Source organism: Streptomyces neyagawaensis, from assembly GCF_023516595.1.
Taxonomy (GTDB): Bacteria; Actinomycetota; Actinomycetes; order Streptomycetales; family Streptomycetaceae; genus Streptomyces; species Streptomyces neyagawaensis.
Window position 1 is genome coordinate 179375 of sequence record NZ_JAMGBG010000029.1, and the last position, 17964, is coordinate 197338.

Annotated in this window: 15 protein-coding genes; 11 read left to right on the forward strand and 4 right to left on the reverse strand. The window is 72.2% G+C overall.

Features of this window, described 5'->3' with window-relative positions; genetic code table 11:
• Positions 1 to 96: 96 nt before the first annotated feature.
• A complete protein-coding gene (locus tag M8J73_RS15715) occupies positions 97 to 648 on the forward strand; it encodes a TetR/AcrR family transcriptional regulator (protein ID WP_055540204.1) in 552 nt (183 codons plus the stop codon).
• The gene (locus M8J73_RS15720) at positions 645 to 2168 is read left to right on the forward strand and encodes an MFS transporter (protein ID WP_055540205.1); all 1524 of its coding nucleotides are present in this window, start codon (positions 645 to 647) and stop codon (positions 2166 to 2168) included. The genes M8J73_RS15715 and M8J73_RS15720 overlap by 4 nt, the downstream gene beginning before the upstream one ends.
• A gap of 180 nt (positions 2169 to 2348) precedes the next feature.
• On the opposite strand, the gene M8J73_RS15725 is transcribed toward M8J73_RS15720, so the two are convergent.
• Together M8J73_RS15725 and M8J73_RS15730 are read right to left on the reverse strand one after the other, a co-directional pair.
• On the reverse strand, positions 2349 to 3083 hold the full coding sequence (locus M8J73_RS15725) for a hypothetical protein (protein ID WP_055540206.1): 735 nt from the start codon (positions 3081 to 3083) through the stop codon (positions 2349 to 2351).
• Positions 3084 to 3437: 354 nt separating this feature from the next.
• Positions 3438 to 4112, reverse strand: coding sequence for a lysophospholipid acyltransferase family protein (locus tag M8J73_RS15730; RefSeq protein ID WP_055518690.1), 675 nt, complete (start codon positions 4110 to 4112; stop codon positions 3438 to 3440).
• 331 nt (positions 4113 to 4443) lie between these two features.
• Between M8J73_RS15730 and M8J73_RS15735 the strand changes: the two genes are divergently transcribed.
• From M8J73_RS15735 to M8J73_RS15745, 3 genes are all read left to right on the forward strand, one after another.
• Positions 4444 to 5637: a glycerophosphodiester phosphodiesterase gene (locus M8J73_RS15735; RefSeq protein ID WP_107424027.1), complete on the forward strand. Its 1194-nt coding sequence runs from the start codon at positions 4444 to 4446 to the stop codon at positions 5635 to 5637.
• Between the two features lie 127 nt (positions 5638 to 5764).
• Positions 5765 to 6271 carry an RNA polymerase sigma factor gene (locus tag M8J73_RS15740; protein WP_055540208.1) on the forward strand — a complete coding sequence of 169 codons (507 nt, stop codon included), beginning with the start codon at positions 5765 to 5767 and terminating at the stop codon, positions 6269 to 6271.
• 45 nt (positions 6272 to 6316) lie between these two features.
• Entirely contained in the window at positions 6317 to 6814 is a 498-nt protein-coding gene (locus M8J73_RS15745) for a GNAT family N-acetyltransferase (RefSeq protein WP_055540209.1), read from the forward strand.
• A 37-nt stretch (positions 6815 to 6851) separates the two neighbouring features.
• Here the strand turns inward: M8J73_RS15745 and M8J73_RS15750 are convergent, their stop codons facing one another.
• Complete coding sequence (locus M8J73_RS15750; protein ID WP_206187920.1) at positions 6852 to 7226, reverse strand: hypothetical protein; 375 nt, start codon at positions 7224 to 7226, stop codon at positions 6852 to 6854.
• 127 nt (positions 7227 to 7353) lie between these two features.
• Positions 7354 to 7713 (reverse strand): hypothetical protein, encoded by a 360-nt coding sequence (locus M8J73_RS15755; protein ID WP_055540210.1) that lies wholly within the window; start codon positions 7711 to 7713, stop codon positions 7354 to 7356.
• A 453-nt stretch (positions 7714 to 8166) separates the two neighbouring features.
• Here M8J73_RS15755 and M8J73_RS15760 point away from each other — a divergent pair, with 453 nt between their 5' ends.
• The 6 genes from M8J73_RS15760 (at position 8167) to cobT (ending at position 17849) form a co-directional block, all read left to right on the forward strand.
• Positions 8167 to 9210: a methionine ABC transporter ATP-binding protein gene (locus tag M8J73_RS15760; RefSeq protein ID WP_055540211.1), complete on the forward strand. Its 1044-nt coding sequence runs from the start codon at positions 8167 to 8169 to the stop codon at positions 9208 to 9210.
• Positions 9207 to 9938, forward strand: coding sequence for a methionine ABC transporter permease (locus M8J73_RS15765; protein WP_055540212.1), 732 nt, complete (start codon positions 9207 to 9209; stop codon positions 9936 to 9938). Before M8J73_RS15760 ends, M8J73_RS15765 begins: the two co-directional genes overlap by 4 nt.
• A gap of 84 nt (positions 9939 to 10022) precedes the next feature.
• Positions 10023 to 10856, forward strand: coding sequence for a MetQ/NlpA family ABC transporter substrate-binding protein (locus M8J73_RS15770; RefSeq protein ID WP_055540213.1), 834 nt, complete (start codon positions 10023 to 10025; stop codon positions 10854 to 10856).
• 180 nt (positions 10857 to 11036) lie between these two features.
• Positions 11037 to 11675, forward strand: coding sequence for a GNAT family N-acetyltransferase (locus M8J73_RS15775; protein ID WP_055540214.1), 639 nt, complete (start codon positions 11037 to 11039; stop codon positions 11673 to 11675).
• A gap of 124 nt (positions 11676 to 11799) precedes the next feature.
• Positions 11800 to 13008 (forward strand): precorrin-6y C5,15-methyltransferase (decarboxylating) subunit CbiE, encoded by a 1209-nt coding sequence (cbiE, locus tag M8J73_RS15780; RefSeq protein WP_249828738.1) that lies wholly within the window; start codon positions 11800 to 11802, stop codon positions 13006 to 13008.
• Positions 13009 to 13367: 359 nt separating this feature from the next.
• On the forward strand, positions 13368 to 17849 hold the full coding sequence (cobT, locus tag M8J73_RS15785) for a nicotinate-nucleotide--dimethylbenzimidazole phosphoribosyltransferase (protein WP_249828739.1): 4482 nt from the start codon (positions 13368 to 13370) through the stop codon (positions 17847 to 17849).
• The last annotated feature ends 115 nt before the right edge of the window (positions 17850 to 17964 follow it).

Genomic DNA, 17964 nt, shown 5'->3' on the forward strand with positions numbered 1-17964 from the left:
GGGCGGCGCGCCGACCTCCACGCACGCACACCTGAGACGTGAGACACGTATGCCCGTGTTGAGACAAAGATGTCTCACATGGTCTATGGTTGTCTCATGGCTGTCGATCGTGACCATGTGCTGCGCAGTGCCGCGGCCCTGCTGACCCGCAAATCCACCGCGACCATGGACGAGGTCGCCAAGGCCGCCGGGATCAGTCGCGCGACGCTGCACCGCCACTTCGCGGGCCGGGACGCCCTCGTCCTGGCACTGGAGGCGCTCGGCATCGCCGAGTGCGAGGCCGCGCTGGACAGGGCCCGCCTGGACGAGGACCCGGCGCGCGACGCCGTACGACGCCTCGTCCGCGAGATCGAACCGGCCGCGGGCCTGCTCGCCTTCCTCTACACCGAGAACCAGCTGTTCGAGGGGGAGGGCCAGAACGAGGGCTGGGCCAGGATCGACGACCGCATCGCGGCCCTGTTCAGACGCGGCCAAGCGGCCGGCGAGTTCCGCATCGACCTCACCCCGGCATGGCTCACGGAGGCGCTGTACGGCCTGCTGGCCTCCGGCGCCTGGGCGGTCTCGGAGGGCCGGGTCGCCGGCAAGGACTTCACCCACATGATCGCCGAGCTGCTGCTCGGCGGCGCGGTACGGAGAGAGGAATCATGACCAGCACCCTGCAGCCGGCGTCCACGACCGAGGCGGTGAAGCGGCCGGGCCGTTGGCTCGCGCTCGGCGTCCTCGTGCTCGCCGTGCTGCTGGTGGCCGTCGACGCGACCGTCCTCGGCCTCGCGACCCCCTACATCAGCGAGGACCTCAACCCCTCCGGCACCCAGCTGCTCTGGATCGGCGACGTCTACTCGTTCGTCATCGCGGGCCTGCTGGTCTCGGCCGGCAGCCTCGGCGACCGCATCGGCCGCAAGAAGCTGCTGCTGATCGGCGCCACCGCGTTCGGCGCGATATCCGTGCTGAACGCCTACGCGACGACCCCCGAGATGATGATCGTCGCGCGGGCGCTGCTCGGTGTCGCGGGCGCCACCCTGATGCCCGCCACCCTCGCCCTGATCCGCAACCTCTTCCACGACCCGCGGGAGCGCAGTCTCGCCATCGGCATCTGGGGCGCCACCGCATCCGCCGGCACGGCGGTCGGCCCGGTCGTCGGCGGTTTCCTGCTGGAGCACTTCTGGTGGGGTTCGGTCTTCCTGATCAACCTGCCCGTGATGATCGTGCTGGTCGTCGTCGGCAGCAAGCTGCTCCCCGAGTCCCGCCACCCGAACCCCGGCCCGTGGGACCTGCTCAGCGTCGGTCTGTCCCTCGTCGGCATGATCGGTGTGGTGTACGCCGTGAAGGAGATCGCCAGCCACGGCGTCGACGGCAACGCGCTCGCCGCGGGCCTGTTCGGCGTCGCCACCCTGTTCTTCTTCGTGCGCAGGCAACTGGCCCTGCCGCAGCCGCTGCTGGACATGCGGCTGTTCCGCGACCGCGGGTTCTCGGGCGCCGTCCTCGCCGACCTGCTGACCGTGTTTGGCCTGTCCGGACTCGTCTTCTTCCTCTCCCAGTACCTGCAACTCGTCCAGGGCAGGCGGCCCTTCGAAGCGGGCCTCGCGGAACTCCCCGCCGCCGTGGGCGCGGTCGTGGCCGGTCTCGTCGCCGGTCGCGCCGCCCGACGCTTCTCGGTACGGTCCGTCGTCGCCGGTGGTCTGGCCGCGATCGGGCTGGCCCTGGGCGTCCTGACGATGATCGACGAGTCGACCGGCTATCCGCTGCTGGGTGCCGCCCTGTTGGTCGTCGGCGTCGGCGCGGGCTTCTCCTTCACGGTGACCGCCGACGTCATCCTCTCCTCGGTCCCCAAGGAACAGGCCGGGGCGGCCTCAGCGGTCTCCGAGACCGCGTACGAACTCGGCGCGGCCCTCGGCATCGCCCTGCTCGGCTCGATCGTGACCGGCGTCTACCGGGGCTTCGCGGCACCCGCGGACACCCCGGCCGGGGCGCACGAGTCGCTGGGCGGAGCGGTGGAGGTGGCCGCCGGTCTCCCGTCGGACAGCGCTCAGGCCCTGCTGGCATCCGCCCGGGAGTCCTTCGTCGACGGCCTCACCCTCGCGTCCGGCGTCGGAGCGGCGGTCCTGCTGGCGACGGCGGCCGCGGCCTGGTTCATGCTGCGCGGGCAGCGACTGGACAGCAAGGCGTAGATCCCGCCGGGACGGCCGGGACAGGCACGACGGCCGGGACAGCCGGGGCGTCGCCGCGCATGAGCAGCGGCCCGGCGACGCCCCGGCTCACGTGATCGCGCGCGCCACGCACGCACGCCCCGGCTCATGCGCGGCGAGAGCCGACCTCGGGCTCACGCCCCCGGCGAGCCCGCGTTCCCCTCACGGCCGCATCAGATGGAGATCCTCGCCCCACGCGTCCAGTACGTCGCCGAGCCCCGCTTCTCGTGCCGCCGCCTCGACACGGGCGAAGAGCCGCCGTTGCGGGGCCGCGGCGCCGGTCGCCGCGATACGGCCCACGGCGTCGAGCAACGCGGCCGTGTCCCAGCCCGGCAGCGGGTGCCGGACGAGTTCCCACTCCAGGTACTTGTTGTACGGGCGGGGACGGCGGTCGAGAGCGAAAAGCAGTTCGAGCAGGTACCGCACGCTGTCGGCGGCGTCGAGCCGCGCGGCGAGTGCCTGGCCGTCCCGGTGGTTCTTGACGGAGCGGTAGAGGGAGTTGGCGTAGGCGTCGAGCCACTCGCCGGCGGCCCGGAACGCCTCGTCGGCGTCCAGCCGCGCCTTGTCGGCGAGGATCCGGGCGATGCCTCCGTCGAGGCGGTCGAGCACGATCCGGGCGCGGGCCAGGGCGTAGCGCTCGAAACCGGGCATGCCGACGGCCCGGAACGCTGCGAGGGAGAGGACGACGAGGTCCAGTTCGGGGGTGCGACGGCCCGAGAACCGGGTCAGATCGGTTGTCGCCCCGTCGGCGAGGACCACGTACAGGTCGTGGTCGGAGTGCTCGGTGGTCATGCCGTCATGGGCCCGGGAGCCCTTGAGGACGAGGCCGACGACCGCCGGATCGGCGGTGGCCAGCCGGACGAACGCGTCATAGGTGAGCGGCTGCTGCGCGGTCATGGTGCGGATCTCCGGTGGTGTGACGACGGGTATGCCCGAGGGCGGCCCCCGTCAGGGAGCCGCCCGCACCGTCTGCGGCAGCACACGGCTGCCGCCCGGAAGATCAACGCACACCGGGACCCTATCGCCCGACCGGGCGCCGGGTCGGGTCCTTTAGAGCTCCGAACAAAAGGGGAGCCCGGCTCGCGGCGTCTGGTACGCACGCTCGCCGCGTTGCCGAAAGCTCCTAGTAGCTCCTCCCCCACTCTCGGCTCCGCTCGAGCGGGGGGACCCCCATCGAGGAGCTTCCGGCGCCTTGCGATCGCACGCACCAGACGCCGCGAGCTGATCGGACTCCCCTTTTGTTCGGAGCTCTTACGCCGCTTCCTTGGCCTTCGAGGCGTACATGTCCACGTACTCCTGCCCGGACAGCCGCATGACCTCGGTCATCACCGAGTCGGTCACCGCCCGCAGCACGTACCGGTCCCGGTCCATGCCCTCGTAGCGGGAGAACTCCATCGCCTCACCGAACCGCACGGTCACCCGGTGCGGCCGGGGCAGGCCCGCGCCCCCCGGCTGGATCTTGTCCGTGCCGATCATCGCGAACGGCACCACCGGCGCGCCGGTCATTAGGGTCAGTCGGGCGATACCTGTACGCCCCCGGTACAGGCGCCCGTCGGGCGACCTCGTGCCCTCGGGGTAGATGCCGAACACCTTGCCCTCGTCGAGGATGCGCCGTCCGGTCATCAGGGCGGCGACACCCCCGCGCCCGCCGTCGCGGTCGACGGGGATCATGCCGACGCCGGTGAAGAACCACGCCATCAGCCGCCCCTTGAGGCCCTTGCCGGTGACGTACTCGTCCTTGCCGATGAAGCAGACCTGCCGGTCGCAGACCAGCGGCAGGATCATCGAGTCGATGAAGGTCAGATGGTTGCCGGCGAGGATCACCGGGCCGTCCCCCGGAATGTGCTCCGCACCCTCCACCCGGGGGCGGAACATCAGGCGCATGATCGGTCCGAGCACTGCCTTGATGAGCACGAAGCGGGACAACGGGCCCTCCCATGTCAAGCGTTCCGGAACAAGTCTGTGCAGGTGAGGACGATACTCCCGCGTCGGGGGCTCCCGCACACCGGGTTCACCGAGTGGATACGCACTGTTGACATACCTTTACCTGCGGTATCGCCCGGATGGCCGCTGGTCACCGCCCCGGAGCGTGTGACGGACATCGCGCCCCGCCTCCGACACTCCGTCAAATTCCGCCACTCGTACGACACGAGGCGTCACCCGTGTGTTCGGTCCCAGGTCTCCCGACGGTCACCTCGTGGCACCTACGATCAACCCGGTTTGACAGGTGCAGGGCACAGCGGTGGGAGGAGCCGACATGGGGACGCAACAGTCGCGTCAGTCGCAGGACCCGAGCGGACAGGGGCGCGGTACGGGCAGGCGGGCGCTGCTCGGGGCCGCGGTGCTCGGCGCGGGCGGAGCCGTCCTCGGGCTGCCGGGCACGGCGGGGGCCGAGGAGGCGAAGGCGCCCGGCGCGTCGTCGCACGGCGGCTACCGGAGCCTGCCGGTGCCGACGATCATCGCGCACCGGGGGGCCAGCGGCTACCGCCCGGAGCACACACTCGGCTCGTACCAGCTCGCCCTCGACATGGGCGCGCACGTCATCGAACAGGATCTCGTTCCCACCAAGGACGGCCACCTGGTGTGCCGCCACGAGAACGACATCACCGGCACCACCGACGTGGCGTCCCACACCGAGTTCGCCGACCGGAAGACCACGAAGGTCGTCGACGGCGTCTCCTACACCGGCTGGTTCACCGAGGACTTCACCCTCGCGGAGCTGAAGACCCTGCGCGCCAAGGAGCGCATCCCCGGCACCCGGCAGGAGAACACCCTCTACGACGGCCGCTGGGAGATCCCCACCTTCGAGGAGGTCCTGCGCTGGGCCGAGAAGGAGGGCAGGAAGCGCGGCCGACGGATCTGGCTGCACGTCGAGACCAAGCACCCCACCTACTTCCGCAAGCTGGGCCTCGGCCTGGAGGAGCCGCTCGCCAAGCTGCTGCGCAAGTACGACCGCCACCGGAAGAACTCGCCGGTCTTCCTCCAGTCGTTCGAGCCGAGCAGCATCCAGCGCCTCAACCGCCTGGTCGACAGCCCCCTCGTCGTCCTGCTGTCCGGCGCGGCCACCCGCCCCTGGGACTTCGTCGAGGCCGGTGACCCGCGCACCGTCGCCGACCTGGTCAAGCCGGAGGGCCTGGCCTGGATCGCCTCCTACGCCAACGGCATCGGCCCCACCCTCGACCTGATCATCCCGCGCGACTCCGGCGGCCGGCTCACCACGCCGACCACCCTTGTCCCGGACGCGCACGCCAAGGGCCTGATCCTGCACCCCTACACCATGCGCAACGAGAACAGCTTCCTGCCCGCCGACTTCCGCAAGGGGACCGACCCCAACGCCTACGGCGACGCCTTCGGCGCGTTCAAGGTGTACTTCGACACCGGCATCGACGGCATCTTCACCGACAACACGGACACGGGCCTGCTGGCGCACGCGGACTTCGTGGGCGACTGACCCGCGCCCCCGCGCCCCCTCCCGCTCCTGACGCGCTCCGCGTCAACGGAGGCGGCGCATGCCCCGATTGGGGTGACACCCGGCCGCCCCGGCAACCCTCCGCCGGGGCGGCGGCGTCCCGGCGCATATGACACCCGACATGCTCACCACCCTCCGCCCCCTGCTCGTCGCGGAGGCGTCGGCCGAGGCGCACGCCGCCGGCGCCGAGGCGGGGGACCTGGAACAGGCGGTCTGGCTGCGTCTGCTGGAACGGCTCGACGCCGACGGCCCGCCCACCGACCCCGAGAGCTGGCTGCGCAGCGCCGTCCGCTTCGAGGCCCGGCTCAGCCGCCGGACGGCCCGAGCCGAACAGCCCTACGCGGCGGAGCCCGCGGACGACCACGCCCCCGGTCCGGAACAGCAGGCGCTCACCGCGGCCCGCCGCCGGGCCCTGTACGCCGCCGTCCGCCGGCTCCCCGGCCGCTGCCCCCGGCTGCTCGCGGCGCTGCTGTCACCACGGGACCTCACCTATCGCGAGATCGCGGGCGAGTTGGGTATCTCACAGGGCAGCCTCGGACCGGAACGTTCCCGATGCCTGGGATGTCTTCGGCGAATGCTGACGACGGAGATTGCGGCGCGCGAACCGCGGGGATAGGAGTGGGGGACAACAGGTGAGCAGGTGAGCGGGAGGCGTGCACACATGGGCATGAGCGTGACCATCTCGGTGGCGACCGAGCAGGACGCCGAGCAGATCTTCAGGCTGCAGTACCTGTGCTTCCAGAGCGAGGCGGCGCTGTACGGCAACTACCGCATCGATCCGCTCGTCCAGAGCCTCGACTCGGTCCGCGCGGAGGTCGCCTCGGACTGCGTGTTCGTGGCCCGCCTCGGTGACGAGGTGGTCGGCTCCGTACGCGGAGCCCTCGACGAGGACGGTGCCGCCGCCATCGGCAAACTCTGCGTCCACCCCCGCCTCCAGGGCCACGGCATCGGCGCCCGCCTGCTCCGAGCGGCCGAGTCGGCCCTCGTGGAGGAGCGCGGCGCCACCAAGTTCCGCCTCAGCGCCGGTCACCGCAGCGAGGGCAACCTCCGGCTGTACCGCAGGGTGGGCTACGAGGCGGTCGGCACCAGCCAGGGACGCGACGGCGTGCCGATGGTGATCCTGGAGAAGCCGGCCCAGGCGTACGTGGCCACGGCCTGACGGACGCCGGCGCCCGGCTGGAGCCGCCTGACGCAGGTCAGGCGGCGGCTTCCTGCCGCGCGCTCTTGCGCAGCCAGTACATGGCGGTGATCGGCAGGATCACCGGGATGAACAGATAGCCGATCCCGTAGTCCGACCACACCGTCTTGTCGGGGAACGCCGACGGCTCGACCAGTGTCCACGTCCCCACGATCAGCACGCCCGCCAGCTCGACCGCGCAGCACACCCGCGCCGCCTTCCGGGCGAACTCCCCGCCCCGCACCAGCGAGTACGTGATGAACCCGTACACGACACCCGCGACCGCGGACAGCGAGTAGGCGAGCGGCGCGTGCTCGAACTCGGTGGAGATCTGCACGACGGACCGCGACACCGCGCCGACGACCATCACGCCGTACAGCCAGACGAGCAGCATGCCGGGCCCGCCGATGAGGCGGGTCCGCTTCTTCTCCGCCGGCGGCTCGTCGTTCTGCCGCGGCTCGTCGTCGGTGCCGCGCTGCTCGTCGCTCGTGCCGCGCGGCTTGTCGTCCGTGGCCGTCACCTCAGCCTCCCCAGATGTCGTAGAGCCGTACCTGCAGCACCGCGAGCACCACACCGCCGGCGGCGACGGTCACGCTGCCCCAACGGGTGCGCTCCGCCAGCGACATGAACCCCGCCACCGGGACGCAGGCGAAGGAGCCGAGCAGATAGGAGACGAAGATCGTGGTGCCCTGCTCGGGCTTCTCACCGCGCGCCAGCAGCACGATCCCGACCACCAGCTGCACCAGGGTCAGCACCGTCACCACGGCCATCCCGATGAAGTGCCAGTCCTTGGTCGGCTGGTCCCGGTACGCGGCCCAGCCGCACCACGCGGCGAGCACAAGCGCGGCGACGGCGGTCGCCACCGTCAGGGCAACAAGCATGCCGCGACCCTATTACGGCGAAAAACACCCGCCGCGCCCGGCCCCGCACGATAACGCGCCCCCACCGGACGCCGTGGCCTTCACCACAGTCACCGGTGCCCAAAGAGTGGACAGGGCAGGCTTGACCTGCTGGTCCGTCGACTCGAGCTGTCCGTAATGCGGACAGCCGTCTCCTGCCCCCGGTATACGTCTGCTTTACTGACCTCATGACCACGACGAGCTGCCGCATCTGTGCGACCGAGGCGACCATGACGCCCGGTGCTCGTTGTATGTGTCGAATGTGCGCCTTCTAGAGGGCCCCCGCACCACCCCCTGAGCCTCGCGCCCCGAAGCGAGCACCTGTGGCACGTCCGTACGCCGCACGCCGTACGCGACCTTGATGCCCCGCGCACACCTTTGTCTCCCGTACCCGGGCACATCCACGCCCGCGTACTCGACAGTGATGGAAACCCAGTGATCACCACATCGGGCCTCACCAAGGTCTACCGCGGCCGTGGCCGCGAGGTCACCGCCCTCGACGGAGTCGACCTGCACGTACGCGAGGGCGAGGTGTACGGCGTCATCGGCCAGTCCGGCGCCGGCAAGTCCTCGCTGATCCGCTGCGTCAACCTCCTCGAACGCCCCACCTCCGGCACCGTCACGGTCGACGGCCAGGACCTCACCGCCCTCGCCGGCCGCGGCCCCCGCGCCGGCCGGGAGCTGCGCCGGGCGCGCAGCCGCATCGGCATGGTCTTCCAGCACTTCAACCTGCTGTCCACGCGCACCGTCCAGGACAACGTCGAACTGCCGCTGGAGATCCTCGGCACCTCCGGCAAGGAGCGCTCCCGCAAGGCCCTGGAACTGCTCGACCTCGTCGGCCTCGCCGACAAGGCCAAGGTCTACCCGGCCCAGCTCTCCGGCGGCCAGAAGCAGCGCGTCGGCATCGCCCGCGCCCTGGCCGGCGACCCGAAGGTGCTCCTCTCCGACGAGGCCACCAGCGCCCTCGACCCGGAGACGACCCGCTCGATCCTGACGCTGCTGCGCGACCTCAACCGGCAGCTGGGCCTGACCGTCCTGCTCATCACGCACGAGATGGACGTCGTCAAGTCGATCTGCGACTCGGCCGCCCTCATGGAGAAGGGTCGCGTGGTCGAGTCAGGCACCGTCAGCGAACTCCTCGCCACCCCCGGCTCCGAGCTGGCCGCCGCGCTCTTCCCGGTCACCGGCGAGGCGTCCGGCGACGACCGCACCGTCCTCGACGTCACCTTCCAGGGCGAGGCGGCCACCCAGCCGGTCATCTCCCAGCTGTCCCGCACCTACAACATCGACATCTCGATCCTCGGCGCCGCCATCGACACCGTCGGCGGCCTCCAGATCGGCCGGATGCGCATCGAACTGCCCGGCCGCTACGAGGACAACGTCGTCCCCATCGGGTTCCTGCGCGAACAGGGCCTCCAGATCGACGTGCTCGGCCGCGCCGGCCAGGAGTCCGTACTCGCGAAGGAAGGTGCCAAGTGAACTGGACCGAGATGCGTCCCCTGCTGGAGCAGGCGTGTTGGGACACCCTCTACATGGTCGGCTGGTCCACGCTGATCGCGGTCGCCGGCGGACTCCCGCTCGGCCTGCTGCTCGTCCTCACCGAGCGCGGCGGACTCCTGCAGAACGTCCTCGCCAACAAGGTCGTCGGGCAGATCGTGAACATCGCCCGCTCGATGCCCTTCATCATCCTCATGGTCGCGCTGATGGGCTTCACCCGCTGGATCACCGGCTCGACCATCGGCCGTGAGGCCGCGATCGTGCCGCTCGCCATCGGCGCCATCCCGTTCTTCGCGCGCCTCGTCGAGACGGCCGTCCGCGAAGTGGACCACGGGCTCGTCGAGGCCGTGCAGGCCATGGGCGGCAACACCTGGACCGTGGTCCGCAAGGTCCTCGTCCCGGAAGCCCTGCCCTCGCTGATCTCCTCCGCGACCACCACCGTCGTCGCCCTCATCGGCTACTCCGCGATGGCCGGCACCGTCGGCGCGGGCGGCCTCGGCGACATCGCCATCCGATACGGCTACCAGCGTTTCGAGACCGACCTCATGTGGATCACCGTGGCGGTCCTGGCGGTCGTCATCTCCGTCATCCAGTTCGCCGGCGACTACGCGGCCCGCGCCCTCCACCGCCGCGGCGGCCGCTCGGGAGCCGCCCCGAGGCTCCGGCTGCTGAGGGCCGAGGCCGCCGCCCCCGAGGTCACCAAGGTCTGACCTCCGCGTACCTCTCCCGGCACCCGCAGACTTCCCGTCCCACCCACGACGGGACAGCTCCACCCAAAAGGAAAGGCACTTTTCGTGCGTAACACCGCAAAGCTCACCACCGCCGTCCTCGCCGCCGGAGCCCTCACCTTCGGGCTCACCGCCTGCGGCTCCGGCGCGGCCGACACCGCGTCCGACACCAGCGGACCGCTGGTCGTCGCCGCCAGCCCCACCCCGCACGCCGAGATCCTCACCTTCGTCAAGGACAACCTGGCGAAGAAGGCCGGGCTGGACCTGGAGGTCAAGGAGTTCACCGACTACGTCCTGCCGAACACGGCCACCGAGGACGGCTCCGTGGACGCCAACTACTTCCAGAACCAGCCCTACCTCGACGACTTCAACAAGAAGCAGGGCACCCACATCGTGCCCGTCGTCACCGTGCACCTGGAGCCGCTCGGCCTCTACTCCGACAAGGTCAAGAGCAAGGACGACCTGAAGACCGGCGCCACCGTCGCCGTCCCGAACGACACGGTCAACGAGGCGCGGGCCCTCAAGCTCCTCGACGCCGCCGGGATCATCACGCTCAAGGACGGCGCCGACAACGCGGCGACCCCCGCCGACATCGCCGAGAACCCGAAGAAGCTGAAGTTCAAGGAGTTGGAGGCGGCCCAGACCCCGCGCTCCCTGGAGGACGTCGACGCGGCCGTCATCAACGGCAACTACGCCATCGAGGCCGACCTGTCGCCCGCCGACGACGCCCTCGCCGTGGAGCCCGCCAAGGACAACCCGAACGGCAACTTCCTCGCCGTGAAGGAGGGCAACGAGGACGACCCGCGCGTGAAGAAGCTCGCGAAGCTCCTGACCTCACCCGAGGTGAAGAAGTTCATCGAGGAGAAGTGGAGCAACGGCTCGGTCATCCCGTCCTTCTGAGCCGTCCCGTCCTCCGTTCGAACCGTTCCGTCGAATCGGCGGCACGTATACGGCGTATCGCCACGCATGGGGTCCGCTCCCTCACAGGGAGTGGGCCCCGCGGTGCGATTCAGTGCTTTCATGCTGCATGCTGGGCAGTTCAGCAGCCCCCCAAGGTTTTCGAAGGTTACGGAGCGGCGCATGACGAACACCTTCCCCGACATCTCCATCAGCACGGAGCGGTTGGTCCTGCGCCCGTTCGACGAGGACGACGTCCAGGCGCTCACCGAGATGATGAACGACGAGCAGGTGATGGCCTGGACCGACGTCCAGCAGCCCTTCACCGAGGCCGGCGCCCGCACCTGGATCACCGAGTACGCGCCCGCCGAACGCACCTCCGGCCGCGGCCTCGACCTCGCCGTCACCGAGTTCCTCACCCAGCGCCTCGTCGGCGTCATCCAGCTGACCAGCACGAACTGGCACGTCCGGTCCACCGAACTCTCGTACGTCGTCGCCCCCTGGGCACGCGGTGAGGGCTACGCCTCCGAGGCAGCCCTCGCCACCGCCCAATGGCTCTTCCGCGAGCAGAAGTTCGAACGGATCGAGCTGCGCACCGCCGCCGACAACACCGCCTCCCAGCAGGTCGCGCAGAAGATCGGCTGTATCAGCGAGGGAGTCCTGCGCAACGCCTGCATAGCGCGCGCCCGCACCCCCGAGGACGGCTGGACCGAGGTCCGCACCGACTACATCGTGTGGAGCCTCCTCCCGGAGGACATCGAGGGCGTCAGCGAGGAACTGGCCGACAGCGGCGGTTTCGGCGCCTACTCGGACTGGAACTGAACGACCCACGGGCGCACACGGCCGCCGCCCGGCCGACGGGCCCCGATCCGTCACCAGGTACGCTCACGGGACCCCGTGCGGGCTTCCCTGACGAGCTGCGAAAACCCTCTGGAGACTGACGACGATGGCCGACCGGGTCACGGTGATCGGCTGGGACGGCTCCCCCCTGACCGCCGCGGCGCGCTCCGCCCTCGCCGCCGCGACCCTCGTCGCCGGCGCCGCCCACCATCTGGCCCTGCCCGAAGTGCCCCCGGCCGCCGAACGCATCCGGCTCGGCAGCGTCGCCCTCGCCGCCCGCCGTATAGCCGGCCACCGCGGCACCGCCGTGGTCCTCGCCGACGGTGATCCCGGCTTCTTCGGCGTCGTCCGCACACTCCGGGCCCCCGAGTTCGGCCTGGAGGTCGAGGTCGTCCCCGGTGTCTCCTCCGTGGCCGCCGCCTTCGCCCGCGCCGGCATGCCCTGGGACGACGCGCAGGTGGTCGTCGCGCACCGCCGCACGCTCCGGCGCGCCGTGAACGTGTGCCGCGCCCACACCAAGGTCGCCGTCCTCACCTCACCCGGCGCCGGCCCCGCCGAACTCGGCCTGCTCCTCGAAGGGGTTCACCGCACCTTCGTGATCTGCGAGGAACTCGGCACCGCACGCGAACGCGTCACCGTCGTCACCTCCGACAAGGCCGCCGACCACACCTGGCGCGACCCCAACCTCGTCATCGTCATCGGCCCGGCGGGCGCCACCGAGGACGGAGGCTGGATCGCCGGCCGCGATCCCGGCGCCGGACCCCGCGGCTGGTCCCTGCCCGCCGACTACTACGGCGGCGCCCTGGGCGAGGGGGAGGGCGAACTGCTGCGCTCGGCCCAACTGGCCCGTCTCGGACCGCGCGTGGGCGACCTCGTGTGGGACATCGGCTCCGGCAGCGGGGCCTTCGCCACCGAGGCGGCCCGCTGCGGCGCCGGTGTCATCGCCGTCGACCGCGACCCCGGGGCCTGCGGCCGGACGACCCTCGCCGCCCGCCGCTTCGGCGTACAGCTCCAGGTGGTCCACGGCATCGCCCCGCACATCCTGGAGAACCTCCCCGAACCCGACGTCGTACGCGTCGGCGGCGGGGGAGCGGCGGTGGTCTCCGCCGTCGCCGACCGGCGCCCCAGGTGCATCGTCACCCACGCCCTCACCCGCCCCGCCGCCGAGCGCGTCGGACGCGACCTGACCGAGCACGGGTACGACGTTCGGTGCGAGTTCGTTCAGTCCGTCGAACTCGACACGCGGGCCTGGACGGAGCGGGAGCGGAGCGTCGCGTTCCTGCTCAGCGGGACTTTGCCCGATCGTTCCCAGTGATCCGGTTGTCGTACCGGCGCGGTAGGCTGGCCGACTGTCGTACTGCACTCCGGCACCCGACAGTTCGTCGGTCAATGTCCGGAAAGCGCGCCCGTTTTGAGGGCGTGTGTGGTACGGCGCAACCGGAGGGCGCGCAACGTGGCGCAGTCCACAGCGGACCGTCGCCGATCAAGCTGTCGCGACGGCGGGACGACCGCGACAATGGCCGTTGAACGGTTTCACCGAATGGCTTTGTCGACATGCAGGCGGGTCGTCACGTGCCGCTGGGCACGCACGCTCGTTCTCCACATGTGGAACGGTCGGTGCGCCGTTCCGGGCCAGCTGGCATAGAGGCACTAACCGATGGGCGAGGGGTACGCATGACCGACACCGGCCAGGTCCCGGGCGAGGGGCAGCCGGAGAGCGCAGGCATGGTGGAACAGCCGGGCGTCGCCGCGCCGGGTGCGTACACCTACCTCTCCGAGACCCCCGTCGAGGACGACGAGCTGCTGCTGCCGGGTGCCCAGGGCGCATGGGGCAACGAAGTGCCCCCACCCGCCCCCGAACCCGTCGTCCAGGTCGTCCACGAGCCCGGCCCGCACGAGACGTCCGGCCGGGACAGCGGCTCCATCGACCTCGGAGCCGTACGCCAGCCCGTCGCCACCGCGGTGCCGCAGCCGCCGGTGGCCCGCCGACCGCTGCACCTCGGCCCGCCCACCCCGGACGCCTCCGCCAGCCCGGTCCGCTCGCTCGCCGACCGCGGCCCCGCAGGAGCCCCCGTTCCGCCCGCCGCCGCACGCCACTCCGGTCCGCCCACCACCGGGCCCGAGTACCTCGACGTGCCCCCGCAAGGCGTGACCCCGTGGGGCACCCCTGTGTCCGGGGCCGTGACGACGCAGCCCGCGCCCGTCGCCCAGGGGCAGGCTGCAGAAACGGTCGTTCCGCAGGAGGCGCAGCCCGGCGCGGTCGCCGCCGAGACGCCGCAGGCCACGGAGTCCTCCCAGGTCACGGAGGCGGAACAGGACGCCGAAGCCCTCCATGACGCCCAGGACGCCGCCTACGCCCAGGCCCAGGAAGCCGCGGTCGCCCAGTTCGCCACCGGTCAGGTGCAGGTCGCGGAGGCGGTCGCCCAGGCCACGGCCCCGCAGCCGGCCGAGGTGCCGGCCGCCCCCGAGGCCGCCGAGGCCCAGCCGGTCGAGGCGGTTGCAGTGCCGGAGGGTGCGGAGGCCCAGCCGGTCGGGGAGGCCGTTGAGGGCCGGCCCGTCGCCGAGGCCGCCGAGGTCCAGGCGGTCGCCGAGGCCCAGTCCGTCGTGGAGGAGGTGCCTGCCGCCGAGGCGGAGACGGGTGGGCCCGCCGCCGACGCCCCTGTGGTGACGGAGCCCGTGGCCGACGCCCAGCCTGTGGCGGAGCCCGCCGTCGACGCCGCGCAGAGCCCCGTGCCCGCGGAGTCGGCATCGGACGTGCAGGGGTCGGAGGAGGTCGCCGCTGCCGCTCCGGCCGCTGCTGAGTCGCCCGCCGTCGGGACTCCCACCGAGTCCGCCCTCGACGCCCTTGTCGCCCGTGAGGCCCAGGTCCCGGAGGCCACGCCGTTCCCGCCCGCCGCGGAGGGCCCGGAGCCGATCCAGGCCCAGGTGCCCGCCGACGCACAGGATGTCTCCCCGGTCCCGCAGCAGAACGAGGACGCCGCCCAGCCGGTCGACGTCCCCGCCCCGCCACAGGCCGAGGCCGGGACCACGGCACCGGAGGCTGCACCGGGCGACGCCGCCGAGCAGGTCGCCGAGACCCCCGCCCCCGAGACGACGCCTGCTGCCACCGAGGCCCAGGCCGCGCCCGCTGCTCCGGTCGACGAGGCGGCCGCCCTCGCCGACGAGCAGCCGGCCCCCGCCGCCGAGGACGAGCAGCCCGCGGCCGACGGGTCGGGCGAGCAGGCCGCCGGTGAGCCCCCGCTCGCCGCCGACGCGCAGCCGCTGCCCGACACGCCGAACGTCCAGGACGTCCAGCAGCCGGCGGAACCGCAGGAGGGGCAGGAGCCGCAGGCGGCCGAGGCCCCGGCAGCGGAAACCGAGGAGCCGCAGCCGGCCGACGCCGCCGAGCCGGTCGCGGCCGAGGCCGCAGCCGCCCCCGCCGAGCCCCAGCCGGCCGAGCCCTCGGCGGCGGAGCCCGCACAGGCCGAGCCGCCGGCGGCTGTCGGGGAAGAGGCCGCCGCCGAGCAGGCCGTCGTCGAGGAGGCGCTGACCTCGGAGCCCGGGCAGGCCGAGCCCGAGCACCCGCAGCCCCCTGTACAGGGCCCCCAGGCCACCGAGCCGGTCGCCCCCGCTGCGGACGCCGCCGAGCAGAGCCCCGAGACCGCCGCCGCTCCCTCGGAGAGCGAGGCGGAGGCCGCAGACGTAACCGTGGAAGCGCAGCAGTCCGACCAGCCCGGCGAGGCCGTTCCCGCCGAGCCCGTCACCGCCGGGGAGCCCACCGCCGAGGAGTCGCCCGCCGACGAGTCTGCCGTCACGCAGCCCGCCGAGCCGGCCGTCGCCACGGCCGCCGAGGCCCCCGCGCAGCCCGCCGAGCCGGTCGACGTCGACGCTGTGGCGGCCGACGCCCCCGTGGCGGTGACGGTCTCCCCGCTCGACGCGCCCCAGGGCGCCGTCCTCCAACCCTCGGCGGGGACCCCGGCCGACGCTCCGCGCGCCGCCGACGCGGCCCAGGAGCCCGGTACCGAGCAGCCGATGGGTGAGTTCGTGCCGGTGGACGGCTCGGTGCCGACCACCCCGCACCTGGCCCCGACCCCGCCCCAGGGCATGGTCGTACCGCCGCTGCCCGCCGACGACCGGTCGGCGCCCGCCACCGCGGCGGCGCCCGGCGGGACCGCTGACGAGGCACCGGAGCAGGAGCCGCAGGCGGAACCCGTCGCCACGGTCCCCGCTCCCCGCGACTCCGAGGCCGAGACGATCGTCGTACCGCAGCCGGTCGCCGCCGCGGCCGAGGCGCATCCCGACGTCGTCCAGAACGCGGAGGACCTGGACACCAGGGCCGCCGACCAGGAGGACGGCGAGGAGGCCGAGGCAGTGGAAGCAGCCGACGAGAGCGTGGCCGAGGTGGACGAGGCGTCCGAAGAGACGGAGGCAGGTCAGCCCGCCGGCCCGGCCGCGCCGCCCTACGACGACGCCGAGCGCGAGGCCGTCCTCAAGGTCATGCGCGAGCGCCGCGACATCCGCAACGGCTTCCGCAGCGACCCCATCCCGCACGACGTCCTGCTCCGCGTCCTGGAGGCCGCCCACACAGCACCCTCCGTGGGCCACTCCCAGCCCTGGGACTTCGTCGTCATCCGCTCCGCCGAGACCCGCCGGACCATGCACGAACTGGCCCAGCGCCAGCGTGAGGCGTACGCCAAGTCGCTGCCGAAGGGCCGGGCGAAGCAGTTCAAGGAACTGAAGATCGAGGCCATCCTCGACACCCCGGTGAACATCGTGGTCACCGCCGACCCGACGCGCGGCGGCCGGCACACCCTGGGCCGCCACACCCAGCCGCAGATGGCCCCGTACTCCTCGGCCCTCGCCGTCGAGAACCTGTGGCTCGCGGCCCGCGCCGAGGGCCTCGGCGTCGGCTGGGTCAGCTTCTTCGACGAGCGCGAGATGGTCCGCGCCCTCGGCCTGCCCGAGCACCTGGAGGTCGTGGCGTACCTGTGCGTCGGGTACGTCGACGAGTTCCCGGCGGAGCCCGAGCTGATGCAGGCGGGCTGGGCCAAGCGCCGCCCGCTGTCCTGGGTCGTCCACGAGGAGACGTACGGCCGTCGCGCACTGCCCGGTGCCGAGCCGCACGACCTGCTCGCCGAGACCGTCGCCGGGATCCGCCCGCTGGACGCCAAGGCGCTCGGTGAGGCGTGGGAGCGGCAGAAGCGCATGACCAAGCCGGCCGGTGCGCTCGGCATGCTGGAGATCATCTCCGCGCAGCTGTCGGGCCTGTCCCGCCAGTGCCCGCCGCCGATCCCGGAGCCCGCGGCCGTCGCGATCTTCGCCGGGGACCACGGCGTCCACGCCCAGGGCGTCACCCCCTGGCCGCAGGAGGTCACGGGCCAGATGGTCGCCAACTTCCTCGGCGGGGGAGCGGTCTGCAACGCCTTCGCCAACCAGGTGGGCGCCGAGGTGTGCGTCGTCGACGTGGGCGTGGCGAGCGACCTGCCCGCGACCCCGGGTCTGCTGCCGCGCAAGGTGCGCGCCGGTACGTCCGACATGACCACCGGCCCCGCGATGACCCGCGAGGAGGCCAAGAAGGCCATCGAGGTCGGCATCGAGACGGCCCGCGATCTGGTCGCCGCCGGGAACAAGGCTCTGCTCACAGGTGAGATGGGCATCGCCAACACCACGGCGTCCGCCGCGCTCATCTCCGTCTTCACCGGCGCCGACCCCGCCGAGGTCACCGGCAGGGGCACCGGCATCAACGACGAGACGCTCGCCCGCAAGACCGAGGTCGTCCGCCGGGCCATCGAGTTGCACCAGCCGGACCCTGCCGACCCGATCGGTGTCCTGGCCGCGATCGGGGGTTTCGAACACGCGGCGATCGTCGGTCTCCTCCTCGGCGGCGCCTCACTGCGCACCCCGGTGATCCTCGACGGCGTCAGCGCCGGCGCCGCCGCCCTGGTCGCCCGTGCCATCGCCCCCGAGGTCCTCGCGGCGTGCATCGCGGGCCACCGCAGCGCCGAACCCGGCCATGTGGCGGCCCTGAAGAAGCTCGGCCTCCGTCCCCTGGTCGACCTCGACCTCCGCCTCGGCGAGGGCACCGGCGCCCTGCTCGCCCTGCCGGTCGTCCAGAGCGCGGCGAGGGCGATGCACGAGGTGGCGACCTTCGACTCGGCGGGCGTCACCGAGAAGTAGAGGCCTGCCGCCAAAGCTGAACGGACGGGGGCGGGGACGGGGAGACATATCCCACCCCGCCCCCGCCGCACCCTCGCCCGCGCAATAAAATCGCACGTCAGGGGCCGCTCCAACG

Coding starts and splice junctions, on each gene's coding strand:
- M8J73_RS15715 (WP_055540204.1), top strand. CDS start 97: ATGGCTGTCGATCGTGACCATGTGCTGCGCAGTGCCGCGGCCCTGCTG.
- M8J73_RS15720 (WP_055540205.1), top strand. CDS start 645: ATGACCAGCACCCTGCAGCCGGCGTCCACGACCGAGGCGGTGAAGCGG.
- M8J73_RS15725 (WP_055540206.1), bottom strand. CDS start 3,083: ATGACCGCGCAGCAGCCGCTCACCTATGACGCGTTCGTCCGGCTGGCC.
- M8J73_RS15735 (WP_107424027.1), top strand. CDS start 4,444: ATGGGGACGCAACAGTCGCGTCAGTCGCAGGACCCGAGCGGACAGGGG.
- M8J73_RS15740 (WP_055540208.1), top strand. CDS start 5,765: ATGACACCCGACATGCTCACCACCCTCCGCCCCCTGCTCGTCGCGGAG.
- M8J73_RS15745 (WP_055540209.1), top strand. CDS start 6,317: ATGGGCATGAGCGTGACCATCTCGGTGGCGACCGAGCAGGACGCCGAG.
- M8J73_RS15750 (WP_206187920.1), bottom strand. CDS start 7,226: ATGCTGCTCGTCTGGCTGTACGGCGTGATGGTCGTCGGCGCGGTGTCG.
- M8J73_RS15755 (WP_055540210.1), bottom strand. CDS start 7,713: ATGCTTGTTGCCCTGACGGTGGCGACCGCCGTCGCCGCGCTTGTGCTC.
- M8J73_RS15775 (WP_055540214.1), top strand. CDS start 11,037: ATGACGAACACCTTCCCCGACATCTCCATCAGCACGGAGCGGTTGGTC.
- cbiE (WP_249828738.1), top strand. CDS start 11,800: ATGGCCGACCGGGTCACGGTGATCGGCTGGGACGGCTCCCCCCTGACC.
- cobT (WP_249828739.1), top strand. CDS start 13,368: ATGACCGACACCGGCCAGGTCCCGGGCGAGGGGCAGCCGGAGAGCGCA.